Consider the following 20178-nt stretch of genomic DNA (forward strand, 5'->3'; position numbering starts at 1 on the left):
TTACGCCAGGCGGCCGTTTTCATAGCCAGCCGTTTTAGAGCTGCTTAACCAAGGCGACCTTTACGCGGCAAGGCGCTTGAGGACGTCGATGAGCAGCTCGTAGAAGCGCTCGGCAGAAGCGAGCTCCATGCTCTCGTCCGGGGTGTGGACATCGGAGAGCGTCGGGCCCACGGCGATGGCGTCCAGGCCGTGCAGGGCCTCGGCAAACAGGCCGCACTCAAGGCCGGCGTGAATGGACTCGATGCGCAGCTCGGAGCCAAAGAGCTCGCGATAGCTCTCGACAAAGACGTCGCGGACCGGCGAATGCTCGGCATAGCTCCAGCCGGGATACTCGAACTCAAACTTGGCGTCGAAGCCCAGGACATCGGCCAGCGTCTGCAGGCGGTCCTTGAACTCGTTCTGCAGCGAGGTGATCGAGGAGCGCGGGGACAGCATGATCTTGACCTCGTCGTCAGAAGTGGCAACCACACCGATGTTGGAGGAAACCTCGACGGAGCCGTCGGTAGCGACGTTGCGGCGGATCACGCCATTGGGGGCAAGACGCAGGGCGCGGATGAGGGCAAGCGCGGACTTCTCGTCCATGGCCTCGACCTCGGCGTCGTCGGCAATCTCGACAGTGCAGGTAAAGCCGGGGTCGAAGACCTCGAGCTCGGCAGTGACGTCGGCGATAATGCCCTTTGCGATCTGGGCCGCGGCCTCGGCGGCAGCGTGGTCGGCGTAGACCAGAACAGCCTTGCACTCACGGTTGATGGCGTTGTCTTTGGTGCCGCCGTTGAAGCTGACGATGGCGGGCTCGCCGGCAACCATCAGGCGGTCGATGATGCGGGCCATGATGAGGTTGCCGTTGCCGCGCTCCAGGTGGATATCGCTGCCGGAGTGACCGCCCAGCAGGCCGGAGATGCCAAGCGTGAGGATGCTACCGGTCTTGTGCTCGCGCGCGATCGGGCAGGTGTAGGTAACGACGACGCCGCCGGCGCAGCTGACGGTGGCAACGCCCTCTTCCTCGGAGTCAAGGTTAATCATGGTGCGGGCGCTGATCTGGGACTTGTCGAGCGTCTCGGCGCCGACCAGGCCAGTCTCCTCGTCGGTGGTGAATACGCACTCGAGGGCGGGGTGAACGATCGAATCGTCATCGAGAACAGTGAGCATCAGAGCGACGGCGATACCGTTGTCGGCGCCCAGCGTGGTGCCGTTAGCGGTAAGAACGCCGTCCTTGACGAGCAGGTCGATACCATCGGTCGTAAAGTCGTGCTCAACGGAGCCCAATTTGTCGCACACCATATCGATGTGGCCCTGAAGCATTACGGTCGGGGCATTCTCGGCACCGGCAGATGCGGGCTTGCGAATGATGACGTTGTAGACCTCGTCCTGGTACACATCGAGGCCGCGCTCCTTGGCAAACGCAACCAGGAAATCGCTGATGCCCTTCTCGTTGCCAGACCCACGGGGGATCGCGCTGACCTCCTCAAAGAAATGGAACAGCTGGGCGGGCTCATAGCCGGTGATCTTGTAGTCCATGGTGCCTCCTTGGCGCAACCGGTTAGACAATAAGACATGTGCCTTGTATATTCCCAGACTTCGTTTGCATAAACCAGTCGAAAACGCCGAGCGCTCTCGCATCATCGGCTAACGGCGAAGAAACGCCACTTTATTAAGGTAAAGCAGGTAGACGGACCGCGCCGAAGGGACGTTGGACCCTTTAACCAACCTCAACGCCTGATCAACGCTTATGCATACACCGTTGGTATGTTTAATGAGATTTACTTTGAACGAGGGGCCTTTCCAACAGAAAAAAGGGCGCTCCTTTGGAACGCCCTCGTGGACACAAGGTTTTGTTACGCCCTACAGCGCGCCGGAACCGGCTTGCATCATGCCGCCGGGGCCCGAGCTTACGCCACTGCTCACAGGCGCGGCGTTTCCGGTGTGCGGCGCTTCCGGAGCGGTATCGCCCCCAAGCGCACCTGCCGGACGCGGCGCTGGGATCTCGCCCGTACCGTGGCTAAAGACGAACTTGCCGTCGGCCACGTCGCACAGGACGGTATCGCCACTGCTCCACTCGCCGGCCAGCAGCTCCTCGGACAGCGGATCCTCGATGAGCTTTTGGATGGCGCGGCGCAGCGGACGTGCGCCGTTGGTGAGGTCGGTACCCTCGGCTACGATCTTGTCGTAGGCCGCATCGGTGAGTTTGATGTTCATGCCGTTGGCAATCAGGCGCTGGCGCAGGTCGTCCACCAGCAGGTGAGCGATCTTGGTCAGGTTCTCGCCCGAAAGCTTCTGAAACACCACGATGTCATCGATACGGTTGAGCAGCTCGGGACGGAACAGGCGCTTGAGTTCGCCCATCGCACGGCCCTTAATCTCGCTCGAGGTAAGACCCTGCTCACCGGTGGTGCCAAAGCCAACGCTCGCATCCTGCGCAATCTCGCGGGCGCCCACGTTGGACGTCATGATGATCACGGTGTTGCGGAAATCGACCGTCTTGCCCTGGCTATCGGTCAGGCGACCCTCCTCAAGCACCTGCAGCAAGATGTTGAAGATATCGGGGTGCGCCTTCTCGATCTCGTCGAACAGCACGACCGAGTACGGGTGACGGCGAACGGCCTTGGTGAGCTGACCGCCCTCGTCGTGGCCCACGTAGCCCGGGGGGCTACCGATAAGCTTGGAGACCTCGAACTCGCTGCCAAACTCCGACATGTCGAAGCTGATGAGCGCGTCCTTGCTGCCAAAGAGGTACTCGGCGAGCGTCTTGGCGAGCTCGGTCTTGCCTGTGCCGGTAGGACCCAAGAAGATGAAGCTGCCGCCGGGACGACGCGGGTCCTTGAGCGGCGAGCGGCTGCGGCGCACTGCCTTGGCCACGGCCTCGACAGCTTCATCCTGGCCGATAATGCGGGTCTTGAGCACGCTTTCGGTCTGCAACAGACGACGGCTTTCGCTCTCGGTGAGCGAAGACACCGGCACGCCCGAGGTCACGGACACGATGTCGGCAACCTGGGCGACATCGATGGTGAGCGGGCTGGCGTCGAGCTCGGCCGTCCAAGCTGCCTTGGCCTCGGCGAGCTCAATCTCGGCAGCCTTCTGCTGCTCGGTAATCTCGGCGGCCTTGTTCATGTCGTCGCCCTCGGTGGCCTCCTGCGCGGCAGCCTTGAGCTCCTCCACGCGATGCTCGGCCTCGCGCACCGGCTCAGGCGCACGGTTGGCGGCAATGCGGGCGCGGGCGCCGGCCTCGTCGATGAGGTCGATGGCCTTATCGGGCAGGAAGCGATCCTGGATGTAGCGGTTGGAGAGGTTCGCGGCGGCCTCGATGGCACCCTGCGTATAGCGCACGTGGTGGTGCTCCTCGTAGCGCGGCTTGAGCGCGGTCAGGATCTTGACCGTGTCCTCGACGCTTGGCTCCTCAACATCGATGGTCTGGAAGCGGCGCTCGAAGGCCGGGTCCTTGGTGAGGTACTTGCGGAACTCCTCGGCCGTGGTGGCACCGATGATCTGGAAAGCGCCGCGCGCGAGCACGGGCTTGAGCATGGAGCTTGCATCGATGGATCCCTCGGCAGAACCGGCACCGATGATGGTGTGCATCTCGTCGATAAACAGGATGACGTCGTCGGCTTCGGTTGCCTCCTGGATCACGTTCTTGAGACGCTCCTCAAACTCACCGCGATATTTGGCGCCCGCGACAAGACCCGGCAGGTCGAGCGTCCAGATGTTCTGGTTCATAAGGTTCTCGGGCACGTTGCCGGCAGCGATCTGCTGCGCCAGGCCCTCGACGATGGCCGTCTTGCCCACGCCGGGGTCACCCAAGATAAGCGGGTTGTTCTTGGTGCGGCGCGAAAGGATCTCCATCATGCGCTGGACTTCCTTTTCGCGACCGATCACCGGGTCGAGCTCGCCGTCGCGCGCCTTCTGCGTAAGGTTGGTGGCGAACTGCTTGAGCGTGTCGGTGCCGCTCCCCTTTTGCTGCGAGGCGTCCGAGCCGCTAAAGAACGGCAGGCCTGTACCGGGACGCCCGGCACCGGCACCGGCGAGCGGGCGCTTCTTGTCTTGATCCTTGGCGGTAAGCTTCTCGATGGCTTTTTTAATGGAAGCGGACGAAACACCCAGGCGCATGAGAATGTCCATGGCCATGCCGTTGCCCTCTTCGACGATACCGATGAGCAGGTGCTCGGTCGACACATAGGTCTGGTTGTTCTCGCGCGCCACGCGGAAGGAACGCTCCATCACGCTGATGACGAGCGGCGTAAAGGCGAGCTTAGCGGCCTCGGTCTCCTCGCTGGGCTCGGGAACGGTGGTCTGGACCTCCTTGAGCGTGTCCATGATGTCATCGTAGGAGATATCGAGTGAGCGCAGTGCCTCGGCGGCAATGCCCTCGTCCTCCTTGGCGAGCGCGAGCAGCAGATGCTCGGTACCCACCTTATTTGAGTGAAGATCGAGCGCCTCCTGCTTGGCCATGGACATGACCTTGCGCGCGCGATCGGTAAAACGGTCCAACATGCTAGTTCCTCTTAGACGAGCTAGTTTTTCAAACGCAAAGCGCCACTCGTGGCGGCGCTTTGGTCTCTTTACCCATATGGAGTATATGTTAACCGCTGTGGCCTTTTCCGCGTGCAGCCATACGACAACGTCTACAAAAAAGGAATCGCCGGGTGCGGCGGGCGCTCTAGGTTAGAGGCTCTTGCCTAGCAGGCGGGCTCGGCGTCCATACTCTCGGCAACGTCATCGACGACATCGGCAACGGGAGCGCCCGGCATACGTACGAGCTCCATATGCTGCTCTTCAAAGACGGTTCCCATGGGGAAGGCATGGCGGAAGATAAAGCGAGCAACCCCGGCGTGACCAGGAATTTAAAAGCGAAACCCTTGGCAAGGGGGCTGGCAACAAACCAGTCGCAGCACATGGCAAAAATGTAGGCAACGGGGAAGCCGAGCCACGCGGCGGCAATGACCTCGCCGTTGATGGCCCCATGCTGCAGGGCAACGTTGTAGATGCTCATCCAGAGCACCATGCAAAAGCACATGATAAAGGTAAACAGCAAGCTCTCTCGTTTATTGATAGGCATAAAGAGCAAAATCCTTTCTGTGTTACGCCGCGGCGCCGCCAACAAAAACGGGCGGGCGAGATGGAGTTACTGGGACTTCATCTCGCCCGCCCGTGGTACGTGCGTCTGCGACTACTTATGTGGTGGAACTACCCTAACACGAACGGCGCGCGCTTCGTAAGCGTTGAGTTTATGAAGATGCAGGGCACCGATAATCCCCCGACCCCATAAGTTGCAGTGGAATACGGACTGTTTTGACCCTTTAAGCAGCAATTCAGTCCCTATTTCACCGCAACTCATTTGGTTCAAAGTAACCTGTCCCCCTTGTACCAATTAGCTGGTGTAGCGCCAGCGAGGGTCGGTGAGCGTACGCGCCACACCCAGCCCAACGGGCAGAAACGCTACGATGAGCACTGCGCGCACAAACCAGCCGAGCATATTGACTGTGTCGAAGGTGCACATGTAATACATAGAGCGATAGAGATACAGACCGGGCACCATAATGACAATCGAAGGCACCGTGAGGGCGATGCGCGGGTAGGTGAGCTTGACTTCGGCCAAGCTTGCCAGCAGACCCGATACCAGCGCGCCGATAAACGCTGCTGCCTCGGGAGGCATTCCCGTGCTGAGGCCCAGGAAGGGAATCATCGTCGGCGCATCGACAAGGGTCAGACGCAGGGTATTGGACACGGCGCCGATCAACCCAGCTGCCGCGGCCATCTTTACCGGGCTGTTGGACATCACCGAGAAGCCGAATACGCCAACGAAGCTCATCACCACGCGCAGGAGCGTAAGGGCAAGCGGCGAAAGGCCCAATGGGGCAAAGTCGTCCGGCGCCAGTCCCACACACTCGGCAACCATCCAACCTACGAGGGTCGCCATCACAATAATCGACACAGCATACGAAAGACGCTCGATACCGCTTCGCATGTCGAGCTTAGCGATGTCGAGACCTGCCGTAATGAGCGGAAAGCCAGGAATCACAAAGAGCATGGCGCCGATATAGCCTTCTTGGTGCGACATTGCACCCGGAACAACCTGGGCGAGGCCGAGCAATGCCAGCAAATATGAGATACAGGCCAGTGCGACACCGAGCGTCAAAGCGCTGAACTGACCAAGGCCTTGCTTGAGAATATGGGAGCGGGCAAAGTTGCCGACACCCGCGCCCACGAACGCGCATGCCATCTCAATGGGACCGCCACCAAGTAAAAAGACAAAGGCGCCACAGGCGCAGGCTGCCGCAAGGCCCTGTTGCCAGGGCGCGTAATCAGGTTTTGAACTCTCAACGGTCTTGAGCATCTCGTGATACTCGTGCACCGTGAAGCGACGACCATAGGTCTCGATTTCCTTGAGGAAGCTCTCCATCATCCAAATGCGATGGGTGTTGACGCCGGTTGTCGGCAGACTGACGACCTCGTTAAAGCAGTGGCCATCTTCGATGCAAGTACACTCAAACGACAGGAGACTTAAGTCAACATGGATGGTGACACCGAGTACGGCGGCGACTCGATTCATGGTATCGCGTACGCGCCAGGCACCCGTTCCACTCGCGAGCATAAGCATACCGGTGCGGCAGACGATGGATGATTTATCGGTGAGCGGCGCATCGACGGCAAGTTCATCGCCTGCCGTCACGATCTGGTGCCAGTCAGTTTTCATATGGAGCGCGCCGGCACGAACGCCGTGGTGCATGGGGGCTCTCGAAAGCAGCGAGTTAAGGCGCGAAGACTGTGGGGACTCCGTTGATTCGTCCTCAACCTCATCAGTCTCTTCATCGACCAGATCAAAGGAATCAAGCGGCGCTGGCTCGCGACGGTCGATCAGCTCCTCGTCCTCATCATCAAAGTAATTGAACTGATCGAGCATGTCCTCTTCGATTGCGCGCTCGCTCGCATCGTCCATCCCGGTGCTCCCTTCCTATCGACTAACCCCCATCCTAGACAGCGACGGCTAACGGAAACATAAAAGAGACGGCTGTCATGCGAGCCATGCGTGCAATAGCCATTGGGTAGTCGTTTAAGAACGTCCCCAACGACTACTCCGGCAACGCCGATGTTTTGGCAACGACAGCGAGCGACGTCCAGGGCGAACAAGTTGGCATGAAAAAGGCAAGGCATAGACCTTCTGGTCATGCCTTGCCTTTTGAATGACAAATTGTCGCCCTGGGCGGCGCGCAGCGTCGGCTGGTCCGCCGTTCGGTAGAACGGCGGAACCAATTAGTACATCTTTGCGCCGGCGGGAATGGAGGCGTCGAGCTGGATCAGGTTGAGGCGCTCCTCGCCCTCCTCCTCGTGGATGGCACTGATGAGCATGCCGCAGCTGGGGATGCCCATCATCTTGCGCGGAGGCAGGTTGGTGATGGCAAGCAGGGTCTTGCCGACCAGGTCCTCGGGCTCATAGTATTCGTGGATGCCGGAGAGGATGGTGCGGTCGGCACCGGTACCGTCGTCGAGCGTAAAGTTCAGCAGCTTCTTGGACTTCTTGACGGCCTCGCATGCCTTGACCTTCACAGCGCGGAAATCGCTCTTGGAGAAGGTATCGAAATCGACGAACTCCTCAAACAGCGGCTCAACGGCGATCTTGGAGTAATCGAGCGTGGGCTTGAGCGACTTAACGAACGGGCTCGCGGCGTTGTCGGCCTCGGCAGCCTTGGCGGCAGCGGCACCGGACTGGAAACCCTTCTCGGGCTTCATGTGCGGGAACAGCAGGACATCGCGGATGGAAGCCTGGTTGGTGAGCAGCATGACCACACGGTCGATACCGATGCCAATGCCGCCCGCGGGAGGCATACCGTACTCGAGGGCGCGCACGTAGTCCTCGTCATACTCCATGGCCTCATCGTCGCCGCCGGCCTTCTCGGCCATCTGGGCGGCAAAGCGCTCAGCCTGGTCGACCGGGTCGTTGAGCTCGGAGAATGCGTTGGCGTACTCGTGGCCGGCGATGACCAGCTCAAAGCGGTGGGTCAGACGCGGGTCGTCCTCAAAACGCTTGGCGAGCGGGCTGACCTCGATGGGGTAATCGCACACGAAGGTCGGGTTGACGATGGTGTCCTCGCCCAGCTCATCGTAAATCTCGGCGATGATCTTGCCGGCAGTCCACTCGGGCTTGATCTCCAGGCCCTTCTCGCGCGCGGCGGCAGCAAGCTCCTCGACAGGCGTGTCGATGGTGACCTTCTTGCCGAGCACGTCAGAGACAATATCAGTCATGGGGCGGCTTGCCCACTCACCGGAAAGATCGATGGTCTGGCCCTGGTACTCGATGACCTCGGGGTTGCCGATGGCCTTGTTGGCAGCCTTGATGACGCCCTGGGCGAGTGCCTTCATGCCCTCGAGATCGGAGAAGGCACGGTAGGCCTCCATCGTGGTGAACTCGGGGTTGTGGGTGAGGTCCATGCCCTCGTTACGGAAGATACGACCGATCTCGAAGACGCGCTCAAAGCCACCGACGATGCAGCGCTTGAGGTGCAGCTCGGTAGCAATGCGCAGGTAGCACTCCTGATCGAGAGCGTTAAAGTGCGTGATGAACGGCTTAGCCGTAGCGCCACCCTGAATGGTCTGCAGGATGGGGGTCTCGACCTCCATGTAGCCGTCGGACTCCATAAAGCGACGGAAGGTGGAGAGGATCTGCGAGCGCTTGCGGAAGGTCTCGCGGACATCGTCGTTGGCGATCAGGTCGACATAGCGCTGACGATAGCGGGTCTCCTTGTCGGAGAGACCGTGGAACTTCTCGGGCAGCGGGCGAACGGCCTTGGAGAGCAGGGTCGCGCTCTTAGGGGCGACGGAGAGCTGGCCGCGCTGAGTACGCACAACCACACCGGTCACACCCAGGATATCGCCAAGGTCGAGGGCCTTGAGCGTATTCCAGGCTGCCTCATCCATGTCGTTGATGCGGCAGAACAGCTGAATCTCGGCCGTTGCGTCGCGCACGACGATGAACATGATCTTGCCCTGACCACGCTTGGCGACCACGCGGCCGCCGATCTTCACGACGTCCTCGGTGTCTTCGCCATCGGCAAGATCGGCATACTTAGCCTCGATGTCGGCAACGTAGTCCTCGATCTCGGAGTGCTCGGGATAGGGGTTCTGGCCCGCCTCGAACAGGGCGGCGCGCTTGGCCAGGCGCGTGGCGCGCTCGTCGTTGAGCGTCGATGCCTGCTCGGCGGCGTTTTGGTTCTCTGCCATAAGTTAGCTCCTCAAACTAAAACGCTCCCCAGGATTCGGTCCCAGGGAGCGAAAACATACCTTTACGCGGGACCGTGGTCTAGCGTGCGATCTTGGCGATGGTGTAGACGCGAGTCTTGCCGGAAGGCGTAACGACCTCGACGGAGTCGCCCTCGCCGTGGCCGATGATGGCGTGGCCGACCGGGGACTCGTTGGAGATCTTGTGCTCGAGCGAGTTGGTCTCGGTGGTACCGACGAGCGTGACTTCCATGACCTCACCGTTGGGATCAATCAGCGAAACGGTGGAACCGATGGAGACGGTCAGATCGCCCGTGGTGGCAGCAACCTGAGCGTTGGCGAGAATAGCCTGAATCTCGGCAATGCGAGCAGCATTCTGAGCCTGCTTGTCCTTGGCGGCATCGTACTCGGAGTTCTCCGAAAGGTCGCCAAACGCGCGGGCTTCCTTGATGTCCTCGACGATCTCCTTGGCGTAATCGCCCTCACGCCAAGCGAGCTCCTCGACGAGCTTCTGGCGGCCCTCAGCGGTCAGTACGATCTGGCTTGCGTCCATACGGATATCTCCCCAACTATGATGTAACAATCAACTGTCAACATAACGAAAAAGACCGGCTAGCCTGCGGGCAAGCCGGTCAGGTGCTCACCCCAAAGGGATGGGACTACTCTGCGTCCGCGTCGCCGTCCTCTGCCTTCTTTTTCTTGGCGGCGGCGAGCTGGGCCTCGAGCTCTGCGATCTTCTTGTCCTCCTCGGACTCCTCGACCACAACGTCCTCGGCCTGCTTGGTCTCGTCCTTATCGTCGCCCTCCATACCCTCGCGGATATTCTTGACGGTAGAGCCGAGGGACTTGCCGAGCTTCGGCAGGTTCTTGGGCCCGAAGATAATCAGGACAACGACGAGAATAATGATGAGCTCAGGAGCCCTCAGTCCAAACATGTAGACCTCCACAAAACAGCGAGACAAGCTCGAATGAGTATACCGCGGGTATCGCGGTATCACAACAATAGCTAAAAAAAGGGACCGCAAGAAGCGGTCCCTTCTCATGCTCTGGTCGGGTTGACTGGATTTGAACCAGCGACCCCTGCGTCCCGAACGCAGTGCTCTACCAAACTGAGCCACAACCCGTTAGCTCGACTATAGTAACAAAGTTTTTCGCCACGTGCTAGAGAAATTTTTATTTCTTTGGCGCGTCGATTTGAACCGTGTTGGGAATAAGCTCAGTCGCGCAGGACCACCAGCCATTTTGCTGGGCGGCGTCGACAAGCCTTTCGGCCGTGGCGGCGGTGTCGCAAATGGCAAACGAGCAGGCACCCGACCCGCACACGTCCACGGCAACGGTTCCCTCCTGTGCGCGCAGCCAGTCGAGAACCGCCTGGATCTGCGGCTCCATCAAAGCAGAAATGATGCCCAAGTTGTTATGGATGAGCGAATACGCCATCTTCGCATCACTCACGCGAAGAGCCGATGCAATGGCACCGGGCGCAGTCGCGGGCACCGGGGCCTCGTCAAAACGTCGATAGGCCTCAATTGTCGAAACGCTCGCCTCCCGCGGCTTGACCAGCACAACGGGCGTCACAGGAAGCGCGGGGTACTCAGTTGCCAGAACGTCTCCCCCACCCACGTAGAATGCGGGGCTCGCATGCAAAAAGAACGGCACGTCGGCGCCGATGCCACGCGCAATCTCGTCCAGCGCAGGATCAGTGCGGTCGATGCCCCACAGCTCAGCCAGGGCAACGATAACCGCCGCGGCATCCGTCGAGGGGCCGCCCAGGCCGGCGCACAGCGGGATGCGCTTCTCAATCGTCACGCACACGTTTGCCTCGCGCCCGAAATGATCGGCCATGGCGACGGCGGCGCGGTAGGCAGTATTCTTTTGCATGGGAAAATCTGATGCCGGAACCGTCTGGACGGTCAACGCCTGCGCCGGCGTGACCGTCACGGTATCGGCTAGGCCGACAGCTGCCATCAGGGAATCGACGTTGTGGTAGCCGCGGGTATCGCGCTCGGTATGAACCCCCAGGTAGAGGTTAATCTTTGCCGGCGCAGTAAGGATGAGGGACCGATCGGTCACCGTTAATGCTCCTCGAGCTGGTTGCCGAGCGGAGTAAAGATGTGCTCGCCGCTCTCGGGGTCGAACAGTTCAACCTGACCGGTAAGGACGTCGATGTACTGGTAGGACTGACGCGACTTGCGGCCGCGGCGCTCGTCAACCTCGACGATAAAGACAGCCGGGTGGACGCTCTTGATGGTACCCATGCGCTCGACAACGCGGGTACGGCCCATGTTGGCCTTCACCTTGACGCGATCGCCCACCATATCGGTCAGCTTCTCGTGGATGTCGTCGACGTAATTGACTTCCATCTCTTCCATGAACAGGGCCTCCAGAAGGTGCAATTCAAAAAGGGGATAATACCCCTAAGATAGACAAAACTCTAATACTATAGCACCCTGTTACAACCCCACGCAAGTAGCTAATTAGGCTACTTACAGATTGTCGGTATCGAGGACAATGGTGAACGGGCCGTCGTTGACCAGGTCGACTTTCATGTCGGCGCCAAAGATGCCGCGCGCCACGTGGTCGACGTCCTGGGCGACGAGCGTCAGAAAGTACTCGTAAAGCTCGTTGGCGACATCGGGCGCGCCAGCATCCGTAAACGACGGACGACGGCCGTGGCGGCAATCGGCAAACAGCGTAAACTGCGACACCACGAGCACCTCGCCGTCGACATCGGCAAGCGCCAAGTTAGCCTTGCCGTTCTCGTCCTCGTTGATACGCAGCCCGCGGAGCTTGCCCCATAGTTTATCGGCCTCGGCACGCGTATCGCCATGGCCCACACCCAGCAATACCAGATAGCCGCGCCCAATGCGGCCCACGCACTCGCCGTCGACCGTCACACCGGCGTTGAGCACGCGCTGCACCACCGCACGCACGGCCTACTCCTCGCCCGTGAGTTTGGCGGACAGGTGCTCGAGTGCATGGAAACGATGGCTGATGGCGTTCTTCTCGTCCGCTGTGAGCTCGGCCATAGTTTTGCCCGGTGTATCGACCGGCAGGAACAGCGGGTCGTAGCCAAAGCCGTGGTCGCCGCGGCCCTCGTGTGCGATAACGCCCTCGCAGGCGCCCTCGCCATAGGTGACCAGGCCGTCTTGGTCGATGAGCGCAACGACGCTCATAAAGCGTGCGGTGCGATCCTCGTCTGCCACGCCTTCCAGATTAACGAGAAGTTTGGCATTGTTGGCGGCATCATCGCCGTGTACGCCCGCATAACGCGCGCTATACACACCCGGCTCACCGTCCAGCGCGTCGACGACCAAGCCGGAATCGTCGGCGATGGCCATAAGGCCCGTCTCCTCGACCGCAGCCTGCGCCTTGATGATGGCGTTCTCCAAAAACGTCGTGCCGTTTTCCTCGGGGTCCTCAAAATCGCCCAGCTGGCCGAGCGCCACAAAGCGCACCTCGGGCATGACCTTGCCCAAAATGGCCTCGATCTCGGTGAGCTTATGGGCGTTACCCGTGGCCACAACAATGGTCGCCGCCGGGTCGAGGGTGTCGATGTCAATCTTCTCAAGTGCCATAGCCGGCCTCCTTGTCTCTTATAGCAATGCCGTGTAGAGGACGACGAGGGCCTCGGCCTCTCCCCTCTCAATCAACGGCAGTCTTATACTTCGGCGTTTTCGCAGATTAAACCTGCCAAAATCAACATCCCCTTTTGGCAGGTTAGGCGAGGGCTTGACGCTGAAGCTCGATGAGCTCGGCGATGCCCTTGTCGCCCAGATCGAGCAGGGCGTTGAGACGCTTGCGGTCGAAGGGCGCCTGCTCGCCGGTACCCTGGAGCTCGATCATCTCGCCGGAGTCGGTGGCGACGAGGTTCATGTCGACCTCGGCGTGGCTGTCCTCGGAATAATCCAAGTCGAGCAGGGTGTTGCCGTCGACGACGCCCATGGAAATAGCGGCAACCTGACCGGTAAGCGGAATGCGCTCGAGCTTGCCCTCCTCGACCCACATGGCAAGGGCGTCGTGCAGCGCCACCCAGGCGCCGGTGATGCTCGCCGTACGCGTGCCACCATCGGCCTGGATCACATCGCAGTCAACGGTAACGGTGTACTCGCCGAGCGCCTTCATGTTGACGACGGTGCGCAGGCTGCGGCCGATCAAGCGCTCGATCTCCATGGAACGGCCCTTGCGGTTGGCATGTTCGCGCTTGCAGCGCTTGCCGGTCGACGCCGGCAGCATCGCATATTCCGCCGTTACCCAACCGGCCTTGGCGCCCTTGCGCCAGCCCGGAACGCCCTCCTCGATGGTAGCGGCGCACAGCACGCGCGTGTCGCCAAACTCTGCCAGGCACGAGCCGTGGGCGTGCTTCATGACGCCGCGGGTGAGCTTAACGGGACGCAGCTCGTTTGCGGCGCGGCCGTTGGCGCGGTTGACCTGCATATATTCCATGGAACTATCCTTTCGGCAAAAGAGTGGCGAAGACTCCGGCGACATTGCGTGCCTAACCGAGTTCATCGATATCGACATGCTCGATGCTTTTGAGCGGCTGGCCAAAGATAAAGCTGCCCGCCACCGCAAACTCGGCAATGTTGTCGGACGTGGTGGCAAAGCGATGCTGCGGCTCGGCGGTGTTGCCCGCCAGCTGCTCACGGCGCGTGAGGATATCGGTCAGCTCGCGGGTGGTCTCCTCGGCGGAGCTCACCACGCGCACCCCGGGCCCCAACGCATGACGGATGGGGCCCACCAGCAACGGAAAGTGCGTACAGCCGAGCACCACGGTATCGATGCCACGATCGTGCAGTGGCTCGACTGTGGCGTTGACCAGCGCGCGAACGGCTGGCGTATCAAAAATATCCTCGTTCTCGAGCCACTGCTCCTGCAGATGCGCGCCCGAGGCGAGCTCGTGCTCGACAACCTCGACAAAGCTCGAGGCAGGGCAGCCATACACGTCCACGCCGGCATCCAAGTCCTGGATGGCGCGCGTGTAGGCGCCCGAGCGGATGGTGAGGTTGGTGGCGAGCACGCCCACACGGCGCGTGCGGGTGCTGTTGATGGCGGCACGCGCGCCCGGCGCGATTACGCCAATCACGGGGACATCGAGCACCTGCTGAGCCAGGCGAAGCGCCGCTGCCGTCGCCGTATTGCAGGCGATGACCATGATCTTGACGTCGTGTCTCGAAAGCCAGCGCCCCGCCTGTAGCGCAAACGAGCGCACCTCGTCCTCGGTGCGGGTGCCGTAAGGGCAGCGCTTGGTATCGCCAAAGTAGTAGACGGACTCGTGCGGAAGCGCCGTCGCAATCGCGCGCGCAACCGTCAAGCCGCCCAAACCCGAGTCGAACACGCCGATGGGGCGCGTATCACCGGCCAGATTCTCGATATCGGACATTACCTCACCAGATTCTCTCTCGAAAAGATATGGCCAAGCGTAACGGCACTGCGCTATGGACGGGCCGCGACGAGCAGCTCCGCCGTCGCCGCCCAGCCGTCAACGATCCTGCCGCGCGTGACAAAGGCGTTATCGCAGGACGCAAGAAACTCGGACGCGCCGGCGCTGGTCAGACCGTTCTCGACCAGGCAGAACGTGCCCACGTGGTCGGCCATGTAGAAATCAGACTCGGAATCGCCGAGTGCCAGCGTCTCGTCGCGCTCGATGCCCAGATGCTCGCAGAAACGCGCGACCGCCACGCCCTTGTCGAGACCCGACGGATTGATGTTAAAGGCACGACCGTCCTCGACGCGATCGAGCTCGAGGGTCGTCGGCTTGGACAGATGAGTCAAGTGGCCGTTGCAGGCCCAGACCAGACCGCAGCCGGCCTCGTCGAGGATGGCCTGCGCCTCGTCATCGGGAATATCGCCGCGCATGCCGACGGTGACCTCGCGGTACTTATAGCCAGTCGACATGTCGTTGTGGTACTCGATCTTGTGCGGCCAGCGAGCGAGAATCTTCTCGCACACGCCGGTCTGCTCAATCACCTGGTGCGGCGTAAGGCCGCAGGCGGGGTCGTAAGGCATGTCGCCGGTCAGATACTCCCAGTCGTTGGCCTTGAGGTCGTACATGACCAGGCCACCCATCTCGCCAATGTAGGAGTTGAGGCCGAGCACGCGGGCATCTTCGTGGATCATGGTGCGGTTGCGACCCGAGGTGGGAATTACCTGGATGCCAGCGCGGGCAAGCGCCACGACGGCCTCGACGAGCTTGGTCGAGGGATTGCCGTCGTTGTCGCGCAGCACGCACGAGCCGGGCGCGAGCATCGTGGCGTCCAGATCGGTAAAGACGTACTTGACCTTGGCAAGGCGCTCGCGCATCTCGCCCGAAAGCTCGGCAACGGTCGGCAGGGTGTTGTGGGACATGGTCACTCCATTTATTACGTAGAAAAGACTTAATCTTGGTACCGCGTTTTCCCTAAGGTGAACACGCTTGAGAGGCACTGCATCATCGGGCGTCGAGGATCCGTAGACGCCATCCTAAAGGCAGCGGCGCTTAGGCGTCGTACGCCGCAAGGATGCGCTTGAGAACCGAGCCATCACGCTCGCAGGGCTCGGGTCCGTTCTTGCGCAGCATGCACTCCTCCTCGCCCTTGCCGGTCACGATAACCACAGCGGGGCGGTCGGTCTCGCGCACGGCCGTCTCGATAGCGGCGGCGCGGTCGCACACGATCTGCCAGCTATCGTTTCCCTGCGCCTGGACATTGCGCGCAATCTCGGCGCAGATGTCCTCGACGTCCTCGGGGCCCGGGTCATCCTCGGTAATCACGATGCGATCGGCGTACTTGCCGGCAGCGATACCCATCGTAGTACGGCGATCGACACCCTTGCCTCCCGTTGCACCAAAGACAACCGCCAGCTCGCGCTCGGGATAGTTCTCGCGCAGGTCGCGCAAAAGCGTCTCGAGGCTCATGCCGTTGTGCGCATAGTCAACGACGCCCAAAATCTTGCCCGATGCAGACGGATAGAGCTCCATGCGACCGGGAACAAAGACGCCCTCAAAGCCATGGACGATGCCCTCTTCGGAAATGCCGAGGGCCTCGGCGCAGGCAATCGCGGCAAGCGCATTGGACACGTTGAACTTGACGGGCGTGGGGATCACGATGTCACGCGTAAAGCGCGGCGTGCGGACCGTGGCGATCACGCCGCAATCGCCGTTGCGAATGGCCAACGCGCGCACGTCGGCGCGTCCATCGGTCAGCGAGAACGTCACCGTGCGCTCGCAGCGGGACGCCGCCTCGAGCACGCGGTCGACGTGGTCCATATCGAGGTTGACCACGGCAAAGCGGCTCTGCGAAAAAATCTTGAGCTTGCTGGCAAAGTAATCCTCGAGCGTGGGGTGCTCGATCGGCGAGATATGGTCCTCACCGATATTGGTAAAGGCACCCACTTCAAAGTCAATCTTGCCCGTACGCTCGTATTTGAGGCCCTGGCTCGACGCCTCCATGACCAGCCACGGAGCGCCCGCCTCGGCGGCATGTGCGATACGCGACTGCAAAAGGAAGGACTCGGGGGTCGTTAGCTTAGAAGGACCGACCTCGATACCGTCATCGAACTCGATACCCGTGTTGAGGGCTGGTCGATGACGGCCCGTGAGCTTAGCCTCGTTGGCAAGAATGCCACGCAGATAAAAGCTGCAGGTCGACTTGCCCTTGGTGCCCGTAAAAGCGCAGACCTTCACCTTGCCCGAGGGATGACCGTAATAGGCGTCCGCCACCACAGCGAGCGTACGGCGGATATCGTTGACGATCACAGCGGGAATATCGACGTCGTAATCGACCTCGGACACGTACGCCACGGCGCCTTCGGCAATCGCCGAGACTAGATACTCGGGCTTGAACGCACGGCCCTTGCAGACAAACAATGTACCCGGACGCACCTGGCGCGAGTCGTCGGTCGCAAACTCGATGCGCTGGTCGCAAAGAGTATCCGGCTTGGAAACAACAAGGGCCTCGGCCTCGAGCAGCTCCACATAGCGCATCAAAGCCAGCTTCTCCTTCGTCGTACCCGACATATAACGACCTTTCTCGCTAAACCTAACCTTAAAAGAGCAAAAACCGTCCCAGATGAATCCGGTCGCGCCCCTGTATTATCAACCATCCTAATATGCCACCTGACCTTGCGAGTGTCTCAGCACCCTAAAAACTTGCAAGGACCAGCGCAGGGTTAATTCGAAATAACAAACCCCCGCCCTACAAATGCGCGTGATGCGGGGATGACCTGTGAGTTTGTCATGCTCTACAAGGACACGTCGCTGCTTTCGAGCGTCGGCGTCATGGAACTCATGCTGTTCTCCAAAAACCTCACGACCACCACGGGCAACATCACACCCTACATTTGCGCCGCACCCTACTATCTGGTTGTGACGATTCCGCTCATCCACGTCGTCACCAAGGTAGAGCACCGCCTTGCCAAGCGCGGCAAGCGCTAGCCCCTCTCGCGCTCCCACACACAGCAATCGTCGTAGTCACGGCCCGCCGCTTCACCCAACGTGCGGGCCGTGGTTTTTCGGTCCCCTCGGCGCTTATGCCCCATCACGAAGCAAAAGATTGGCATGATAGTAAGGATTGATTGATATCGACTGCTGCAAACCTTGCGGCAGCGCACCTAAGCCGTCAGCAGAAAGGATCTTGCATGTGCGGTTTTGTCGGTTTTACCGGTACAGATGAACAGAGTGAGCTGGTTCTCACGGCCATGATGAATCGCATCATCCATCGCGGGCCGGATATGGGTGGCCAGCACATCGTCGATAACGTCGCCCTCGGCTTCCGCCGTCTTTCGATTCTCGACCTTTCCGAGGCTGGCGCTCAGCCCATGTCGAGCGATGACGGCAAGGTCACCATCGTCTTCAACGGCGAGATCTACAACTTCCAGGAGCTTCGCGCCGAGCTCGAGGCTGCCGGCTACGTCTTCCACTGCAACGCCGACACCGAGGTCCTGGTGCACGGCTACGAGGCGTGGGGCGAGGACCTGGTCAACCGCCTGCGCGGCATGTATGCGTTCGTGATTCACGACCAGAACAGGAACAAGCTCTTCGGCGCCCGTGACATCTTTGGCATCAAGCCGTTCTATTACTACCGGGCCTCCGACGGCTCGCTGCTGTTTGGCTCCGAGATCAAGAGCTTCCTGGACCACCCCAAGTTTGAGAAGGCCGTCAACCGCGATGCGCTGCGTCCCTACCTCACGCTGCAGTTCCCTGCCACGGAGGAGACGTTCTTTAAGGGCGTGTTCAAGCTTGCCCCCGCGCATTGCTTTACGTACGACCTTACGACCAACACTATGGATATCAAGCGCTACTGGAGCTGCGACTTTACCGATGACAACTCCAAGAGCTTCGAGGAGTACGTGGACGAGTGCGACAAGGTCGTGCACGAGAGCGTTGCCGCGCACCGCATCGCCGATGTTAAAGTTGGCTCGTTCCTCTCCGGCGGCGTCGACTCCAGCTACATTGCCGCCTGCCTCATGCCCGACACCACGTATTCCGTCGGCTTTGACTACAAGAACTTCAACGAGACCAACTACGCCGCCGAGCTTTCCGACAAGCTTGGCATTAAGAACGTGCGCAAGATGATCACCGCCGACGAGTTCTTCGACGCGCTACCCGATATCCAGTACCACATGGACGAGCCGCAATCGAACCTCTCCAGCGTACCGCTGTACTATCTGGCACAGATGGCCGCCGAGGAAGTTACCGTCGTCCTTTCGGGCGAGGGCGCCGACGAGCTGTTTGCCGGCTACGAGTGGTACGAGGACACCCCCGAGATGCGATCCTTCAAGAAGCGCGTGCCGCTCGGCGTGCGCCGTGCCCTGGGCTCGCTCGTTCAGCATCTCCCCTACTTTAAGGGTCACAACTTCCTGACCAAGTGCGCCGAGGTCCCCGAGCGCTGGTACGTGGGCCAGGCAAAGGTGTTCGACCCGTCCGAGGTTGACGAGGTTCTCAAGCCAGCTTACGACACCGGCAAGAACGCCTCCGAAATGTGCGCAGAGTACTACAAGCAGGTCCCCGACTGCTGCGAGCTCTCTAAGAAGCAATATCTGGATATGAACATGTGGCTTCCGGGCGACATTCTGCTCAAGGCAGACAAGATGTGCATGGCACACTCCCTGGAGCTCCGCGTTCCGTTCCTGGACAAAAAGGTCATGGAGTTCGCCGAGCATATTCCCGCCAACTACCGTGTCAACGAAGAGGGCTGCAAGCTTGTCCTGCGCCACGCCGCCAATCGCACGCTGCCCGATGAGTGGGCAACACGCAAGAAGGTTGGCTTCCCGGTGCCAGTTAAGTTCTGGCTGCGCGAGCAGAAATACTACGACTACGTCAAGGAGTACTTCACCGCACCGTGGGCTGCCGATTTCTTTGACACCGATGCGCTCATGAAGCTGCTCGACGATCACTTTGAGGGCCGCGCGCTCAACCAGCGCAAGATCTATACCACGCTGACGTTCCTCATTTGGTACAAGCGCTTCTTTATCGACGAGAACAAGGGCACCGAAGTCTCCGCTTAGATTTCGTTATGAATTAGCGGTGAACCCCGCAGGGTTTCCGCTATACTCAATTCCCGCGGGCGATTGGCGCAACGGTTAGCGCAGGTGCTTTACACGCACAAGGCTGGGGGTTCGAATCCCTCATCGCCCACCACTTGATTGAAAAGGCTCCCAGCGATGGGGGCCTTTCCTTTTTGGGCCCAGTGCAGAGGAATTCGAACCCGCAAGGGTGCGGAGCTGAGGAAACGCGAAGCGTTTTCCAGCGCAGCACGCGAGGAGCGGAGCGACGAAGCGGGGCGCGGGCGGCGCCAGCCGCACGCGGACATCCCTCATCGCCCACCACTGAATTGGAAACGGTCCTCGCAAGGGGACCGTTTTTGTTTGCGCCCGGTGCATGGGATTCGAACCCGCAAGGGTGCGGAGCTGAGGAAACGCGAAGCGTTTTCCAGCGCAGCACGCGAGGAGCGGAGCGACGAAGCGGGGCGCGGGCGGCGCCAGCCGCACGCGGAC

17 protein-coding genes and 2 tRNA genes are annotated in these 20178 nt (G+C 60.5%); 4 read left to right on the forward strand and 15 right to left on the reverse strand.

All coding sequences use genetic code 11. From position 1 onward, the window contains the following. Positions 1–60 precede the first annotated feature (60 nt). Positions 61–1518, reverse strand: coding sequence for an aminoacyl-histidine dipeptidase (locus ACTQVX_RS07035; RefSeq protein ID WP_441560672.1), 1458 nt, complete (start codon positions 1516–1518; stop codon positions 61–63). A gap of 324 nt (positions 1519–1842) precedes the next feature. Beyond that, positions 1843–4485, reverse strand: a complete 2643-nt coding sequence (locus ACTQVX_RS07040; RefSeq protein WP_441560674.1) for an ATP-dependent Clp protease ATP-binding subunit — start codon at positions 4483–4485, stop codon at positions 1843–1845. 469 nt (positions 4486–4954) lie between these two features. Here ACTQVX_RS07040 and ACTQVX_RS07045 point away from each other — a divergent pair, with 469 nt between their 5' ends. After that, a complete protein-coding gene (locus ACTQVX_RS07045) occupies positions 4955–5260 on the forward strand; it encodes a hypothetical protein (RefSeq protein WP_441560676.1) in 306 nt (101 codons plus the stop codon). A gap of 102 nt (positions 5261–5362) precedes the next feature. Here the strand turns inward: ACTQVX_RS07045 and ACTQVX_RS07050 are convergent, their stop codons facing one another. The 13 genes from ACTQVX_RS07050 to ACTQVX_RS07110 form a co-directional block, all read right to left on the reverse strand. After that, positions 5363–6931, reverse strand: a complete 1569-nt coding sequence (locus ACTQVX_RS07050) for a threonine/serine ThrE exporter family protein (RefSeq protein ID WP_441560678.1) — start codon at positions 6929–6931, stop codon at positions 5363–5365. A gap of 314 nt (positions 6932–7245) precedes the next feature. Beyond that, positions 7246–9210, reverse strand: coding sequence for a lysine--tRNA ligase (gene lysS / locus ACTQVX_RS07055; RefSeq protein ID WP_441560680.1), 1965 nt, complete (start codon positions 9208–9210; stop codon positions 7246–7248). 79 nt (positions 9211–9289) lie between these two features. Further along, positions 9290–9760, reverse strand: a complete 471-nt coding sequence (gene greA / locus ACTQVX_RS07060) for a transcription elongation factor GreA (RefSeq protein WP_006234960.1) — start codon at positions 9758–9760, stop codon at positions 9290–9292. Between the two features lie 106 nt (positions 9761–9866). Continuing rightward, positions 9867–10142 (reverse strand): twin-arginine translocase TatA/TatE family subunit, encoded by a 276-nt coding sequence (tatA, locus tag ACTQVX_RS07065; protein ID WP_195838497.1) that lies wholly within the window; start codon positions 10140–10142, stop codon positions 9867–9869. Positions 10143–10254: 112 nt separating this feature from the next. Continuing rightward, positions 10255–10331, reverse strand: a tRNA-Pro gene (locus ACTQVX_RS07070). Positions 10332–10380: 49 nt separating this feature from the next. Next, entirely contained in the window at positions 10381–11277 is an 897-nt protein-coding gene (gene ispE, locus ACTQVX_RS07075) for a 4-(cytidine 5'-diphospho)-2-C-methyl-D-erythritol kinase (protein WP_441560681.1), read from the reverse strand. 2 nt (positions 11278–11279) lie between these two features. Next, complete coding sequence (locus ACTQVX_RS07080) at positions 11280–11576, reverse strand: Veg family protein (RefSeq protein ID WP_118206416.1); 297 nt, start codon at positions 11574–11576, stop codon at positions 11280–11282. A 114-nt stretch (positions 11577–11690) separates the two neighbouring features. After that, a complete protein-coding gene (gene dtd, locus ACTQVX_RS07085) occupies positions 11691–12137 on the reverse strand; it encodes a D-aminoacyl-tRNA deacylase (RefSeq protein WP_441560683.1) in 447 nt (148 codons plus the stop codon). A gap of 3 nt (positions 12138–12140) precedes the next feature. Further along, a complete protein-coding gene (gene rdgB / locus ACTQVX_RS07090) occupies positions 12141–12782 on the reverse strand; it encodes an RdgB/HAM1 family non-canonical purine NTP pyrophosphatase (protein WP_118206636.1) in 642 nt (213 codons plus the stop codon). Positions 12783–12924: 142 nt separating this feature from the next. Next, positions 12925–13650, reverse strand: coding sequence for a ribonuclease PH (rph, locus tag ACTQVX_RS07095; RefSeq protein WP_441560685.1), 726 nt, complete (start codon positions 13648–13650; stop codon positions 12925–12927). A gap of 52 nt (positions 13651–13702) precedes the next feature. Further along, positions 13703–14587 (reverse strand): glutamate racemase, encoded by an 885-nt coding sequence (gene murI, locus ACTQVX_RS07100; RefSeq protein ID WP_117769301.1) that lies wholly within the window; start codon positions 14585–14587, stop codon positions 13703–13705. Between the two features lie 53 nt (positions 14588–14640). Next, positions 14641–15552 carry an HAD family hydrolase gene (locus ACTQVX_RS07105; RefSeq protein WP_441560687.1) on the reverse strand — a complete coding sequence of 304 codons (912 nt, stop codon included), beginning with the start codon at positions 15550–15552 and terminating at the stop codon, positions 14641–14643. Between the two features lie 130 nt (positions 15553–15682). Continuing rightward, positions 15683–17200 carry a Mur ligase family protein gene (locus ACTQVX_RS07110; RefSeq protein WP_441560688.1) on the reverse strand — a complete coding sequence of 506 codons (1518 nt, stop codon included), beginning with the start codon at positions 17198–17200 and terminating at the stop codon, positions 15683–15685. Positions 17201–17401: 201 nt separating this feature from the next. Between ACTQVX_RS07110 and ACTQVX_RS07115 the strand changes: the two genes are divergently transcribed. The 3 genes from ACTQVX_RS07115 to ACTQVX_RS07125 all read left to right on the forward strand — a co-directional run bounded on the left by ACTQVX_RS07115 (position 17402) and on the right by ACTQVX_RS07125 (position 19822). Then, the gene (locus tag ACTQVX_RS07115) at positions 17402–17617 is read left to right on the forward strand and encodes a hypothetical protein (protein WP_441560690.1); all 216 of its coding nucleotides are present in this window, start codon (positions 17402–17404) and stop codon (positions 17615–17617) included. Between the two features lie 203 nt (positions 17618–17820). After that, positions 17821–19689, forward strand: a complete 1869-nt coding sequence (asnB, locus tag ACTQVX_RS07120) for an asparagine synthase (glutamine-hydrolyzing) (protein WP_441015131.1) — start codon at positions 17821–17823, stop codon at positions 19687–19689. Positions 19690–19746: 57 nt separating this feature from the next. Further along, positions 19747–19822 (forward strand) — tRNA-Val (locus ACTQVX_RS07125). The last annotated feature ends 356 nt before the right edge of the window (positions 19823–20178 follow it).

It is taken from the genome of Collinsella sp. LCP19S3_A6, from assembly GCF_052122015.1.
In the GTDB taxonomy this organism is placed as follows: Bacteria; Actinomycetota; Coriobacteriia; order Coriobacteriales; family Coriobacteriaceae; genus Collinsella.